Origin of the sequence: Muriicola sp. (assembly GCF_049669965.1) — a bacterium.
Classification (GTDB): Bacteria; Bacteroidota; Bacteroidia; order Flavobacteriales; family Flavobacteriaceae; genus Muriicola.
On record NZ_JBATLB010000054.1, the window covers coordinates 1 to 4,559 of the forward strand.

Here is a 4,559-nt window from a genome sequence, read left to right on the forward strand (position 1 = left end):
AAAACGGCATCGCCCTGATTCACAATAGGTGATTCGTTGATGCAGATCACATAGCCTGAATGTGAGGCCTTTATATTGCGTTCAAAATAGCCAAAAGGGTCAGAGATACTTCCTATGACAGTGCCCTTTTTTACTTTTTTACCCAGGATTGGTTTCGGATGGAACATCCCGGAATAATTAGCCCTGGTCCACTTAGAATCGGTGATCATTACAGGTTCTTCAGGCGATACTTCAAAACGGCTGAGCTCCTCCTTAAAATTGCGCATACCTAATTCCTGCATAACCCTCATGGCACCGCTAACTCCCGCCTGAGTTACCCTGGTGTCTAAATGGTTCGATTTTCCTCCTTCAAAGAGTAAAATCTTTTTCTTCAGTTTGTGCATCGCCTGCCTGAACGATTTGTCGCGCCGGGCAGATCCAATAATAAAAGGCGTGTGGAAGACCTTGGCGAGCGCTAAACTTTCAGGGTCTTCCTGATTGATACGGATCTGAGGCACATTAAACCGGCTGTCGCCTCCTGTGTGGAAATCAATACAATAATCTACTTTGGGTGCAATCTCCTTGATGATGTAGTAGGCAAATCTGCTGGCCAGAGAACCCCTGGGGCTTCCCGGAAAAACACGGTTTAGGTCCCGCCCATCAGGAAATTGACGTTCCTGATTCAGGAAGCCAAAGACATATACCACCGGAATACAGATGATGGTTCCTTTCTCCGGAATATTATATTTTTTAGCAATTAATTGTCGTACAATTTCAATCCCGTTGATCTCGTTGCCGTGGATCCCACCCGTGATCAACAAGACAGGACCGTCTTCCTTGGCACGCTCCACAATGATGGGCACCTGTATAGTGGTTCTGGTATGCAATTTAGCAATGTCCAGGTTGAGCTGGTAGCTCTTCCCCCTTTCAATATTTTGATCTAATAATTCTATCTTACTCTTCGGCATTCCTCTCTACATACTTAATTATTTTGGTAGCGATATCCTCTCCGGTAGCGGCTTCAATCCCCTCCAGTCCCGGGGAAGAATTCACCTCCAAAATTAGAGGTCCGCGGGCAGATTGTAACATATCTACTCCGGCCACCCCAAGTCCCATGACCCGCGCTGCCTTAATGGCGGCGTTTTCTTCTTCGTCTGTCAATGCAATGATATTGGCAGATCCGCCTCTGTGCAGATTACTGCGAAATTCTCCCTCTTTTCCTTGTCGTTTCATGGCCCCAACCACATGTCCGTCTATCACAAATGCCCGGATATCGGCTCCTTTGGCCTCTTTGATAAATTCCTGTACTATGACCCTGGCTTGCAGCCCGTTAAAAGCCTCCAGGATAGATTCGGCAGAATTTCTATTATCTGCCAGTACAACACCGAGTCCCTGGGTACCTTCCAGCAGTTTTATGACAACAGGAGCGCCGCCGGCCTTGTCTATAATGGCCCCAACATCCTTGGAATAATTGCTAAAAACTGTTTTTGGAAGTCCTAGTCCCGCCCTTGACAATATTTGAAGACTCCGCAGTTTGTCTCTGGAGCGCACCAGTGCCTGAGATTCTACCGCCGTAAATACTTTCATCATCTCAAATTGCCGCACTACGGCTGTACCATAAAATGTAATGGAAGCGCCAATACGTGGGATAACCCCATGAACATCTGTAACTTCTTTCCCTTTGTAGATAAGCCCTGGTTTTTTCTTTTCTATGACCAGGTCACATTTGCTGTGGTCTATGACCACCATCTCGTGTCCTTTTGCCTCCCCGGCCTCCATAAGGCGCTTGGTAGAATAAAGATTATTATTTTGGGATAGAATTACAATTTTCATTTTAATTTTCCTTCTTTTTAATTAGTCGGGTAAAGTACTGATAATATTTAGTTCGATGGAAGGTATTTACCACAAACTTTTGGGTTTTAGACGCTAAAATATCGTGTTATTCTTATGGAATAGTACCCTAAACTTGTGTTAACCAGCACAATAAATTGAATAATTTCGTAGTTTTGTTGGTATCATGAACGAAACAGTACGTAAAATAGGTTCCCTGATGATGGCCCTTCTTGTGCTTTTCTCCACCATGTCCTTTTCTATGGACATGCATTTCTGTGGGGATTCGTTAGTTGATTTTAAATTCTATCAGAAGGCAGAAACCTGTGGGATGTCTATGGATATGCCCATGAGGGATATGATGTCAGATGATATGGAAATGCATTGCTGTTCGGACGTTGAAGTTGTTTTAACAGGGCAGGATGATCTTCAATTATCTATTGATCAGTTCTCTTTTGAACAGCAAACCTTCATATTAGCATACACTTTTGCGTATATATACTTATTTGATAAGGTAAATGACCAACCCATTCCATTTAAGGAATATTCTCCTCCTATACTTATAAAGGACGTCCAGCTACTGGACCAGACTTTTCTAATTTAAGAACATACTATAAAGAGTTACTGTACTGCACACCCAGTATGGTAATCGGCATTGTATCTAAATGCCATTGAATTATCTCTTGAGATTCAATTCCTATCCTTTATATTATGTTGAATAAAATCATAAAATACTTTTTAGAGAACAAGCTTGTTACTGTTCTGATCCTGATCACCTTTGTGACTTGGGGTATTATCAATTCACCATTTAATTGGGATACCGGATTTTTACCAAAAGACCCGGTACCGGTAGATGCCATACCAGATATTGGTGAAAATCAACAAATTGTATTTACCAATTGGCCCGGCAGATCACCGCAAGATATTGAGGACCAGATATCCTACCCAATGACCACTTATTTGTTGGGAATTCCCGGTGTTAAGACCGTACGCAGTTCTTCCATGTTTGGATTTTCGAGTATCTATATCATATTCAATGAGGATACCGAATTTTACTGGTCCCGTTCCCGTATCCTTGAAAAATTAAATTCATTGCCAGCCGGACTTCTCCCGGAGGGGGTTACACCCATGCTGGGACCCGATGCAACAGCATTAGGACAGGTGTATTGGTATACCCTTGAGGGAAGGGATAAAGATAATAATCCTACCGGGGGATGGGACCTGCAGGAAATACGAACTATTCAGGATTTTTATGTGAAGTACGGCCTTAATGCTGCCGAAGGAGTTTCTGAAGTGGCATCCATCGGGGGCTTTATTCAGGAGTACCAAATAGACGTAAACCCCGATGCCCTGAAAGCATACAATATTCCCTTGTACAGGGTAATGGAGGCTGTTAAGAATTCCAACAAAGATGTTGGGGCCAAGACCATAGAAATAAACCAGGCAGAATACCTGGTGAGGGGCCTGGGGTATATTAAAAAAACAGAAGACATTGAAATGGCGGTAGTTGCCGTGCAAGACAATGTTCCTGTACGCATCAGGGACATAGGGGTAGTGAGTTTAGGGCCGGCAACTAGAAGAGGTGTTCTGGACAAAGGAGGTGCCGAAGTGGTTGGGGGTGTTGTTGTAGCCAGATACGGTTCTAACCCCTTGGCAGTTATCAATAACCTCAAGGAGAAAATTAAAGAGATTTCTCCCGGACTTCCAAAGAAGATGTTAGCAAATGGAGTGGAAAGTAAACTGACCATCGTCCCGTTTTATGATAGAACACATCTTATCCACGAAACCATAGGAACCCTGGAAAACGCTTTATCTCATGAAATTTTGATCAGTATTATCGTGGTACTGGTTCTTGTTCTCAACCTTAGGGCTTCTGTTATCATATCGGGTCTGTTACCCGTTGGAGTCCTAATGACCTTTATCATTATGAGGTTTTCCGGGGTTGATGCTAATGTGGTGGCACTCTCAGGTATTGCCATCGCTATTGGCGTCATGGTAGATGTAGGGATCATTTTTATAGAGAATATCATTCGCCATTTGGAGATGCCTGAAAACCATGGTGTTAAGGGCAAAGAACTTAGGCAGCTGATCTTTAAGGCAACTTCTGAAGTAGCCTCTGCCATCACCACAGCCCTGGCAACTACAGTGGTTAGTTTTGTTCCTGTTTTTGCTATGGAATCTGCTGAAGGTAAGCTATTTAGGCCCCTGGCATTTACTAAGACCTTTGCCTTATTGAGTGCTTTTGTTCTTGGAATAATTGTTCTCCCGGCATTGGCACATTTTGTCTTTGGTATCAATTATAACAGGAAGAGGGTTCGCAGATTCTGGAGTATCCTTCTGATGGTCACAGGAATACTTTTTGCTTTCTATACTGGTATGTTGCTACCCCTGGCCCTTACATTGATTGGGGTAAACAATCTGTTGGAACCCAGATGGCCGGAAAAATTTAAGGCGTATCCCAACTATATCAATTTAGGACTAACCATTTTTATCGCTTCCTTTTTCCTTACCGAAGAATGGATGCCATTGGGGCCTCAAAACGGAATTCTGATCAATTACTTCTTTGTGTTGTTTTTGATAGGGATCATTCTTTTAGCGTTAATGGTCATCGTTCATTTTTATGAACCTGTTCTGAAATGGTGCCTGGAGAACAAGGGAAAATTTATGCTAATACCTTTTATAACCTTGTTTTTTGGTCTGTTGGTCTGGATAGGCTTTAACAGCACCTTCGGATTTGTAGCTAATGGGCT

At 42.9% G+C, this 4,559-nt stretch carries 4 protein-coding genes; 2 read left to right on the forward strand and 2 right to left on the reverse strand.

Annotated features, from left to right (window positions below):
• Together WBM49_RS03220 and rimK are read right to left on the reverse strand one after the other, a co-directional pair.
• Positions 1-947 (reverse strand): succinylglutamate desuccinylase/aspartoacylase family protein (locus WBM49_RS03220; RefSeq protein WP_424370625.1); only part of this gene is annotated, 947 nt, incomplete at its 3' end.
• Positions 934-1,812 (reverse strand): 30S ribosomal protein S6--L-glutamate ligase, encoded by an 879-nt coding sequence (gene rimK / locus WBM49_RS03225; RefSeq protein WP_424370626.1) that lies wholly within the window; start codon positions 1,810-1,812, stop codon positions 934-936. The genes WBM49_RS03220 and rimK, both read right to left, overlap by 14 nt.
• A 184-nt stretch (positions 1,813-1,996) precedes the next feature.
• Between rimK and WBM49_RS03230 the strand changes: the two genes are divergently transcribed.
• Both WBM49_RS03230 and WBM49_RS03235 read left to right on the forward strand, forming a co-directional pair.
• Positions 1,997-2,413 carry an HYC_CC_PP family protein gene (locus WBM49_RS03230; protein ID WP_424370627.1) on the forward strand — a complete coding sequence of 139 codons (417 nt, stop codon included), beginning with the start codon at positions 1,997-1,999 and terminating at the stop codon, positions 2,411-2,413.
• Between the two features lie 107 nt (positions 2,414-2,520).
• Positions 2,521-4,559, forward strand: a 2,039-nt coding sequence (locus tag WBM49_RS03235; RefSeq protein WP_424370628.1) for an efflux RND transporter permease subunit, incomplete at its 3' end; no start/stop codon positions are given.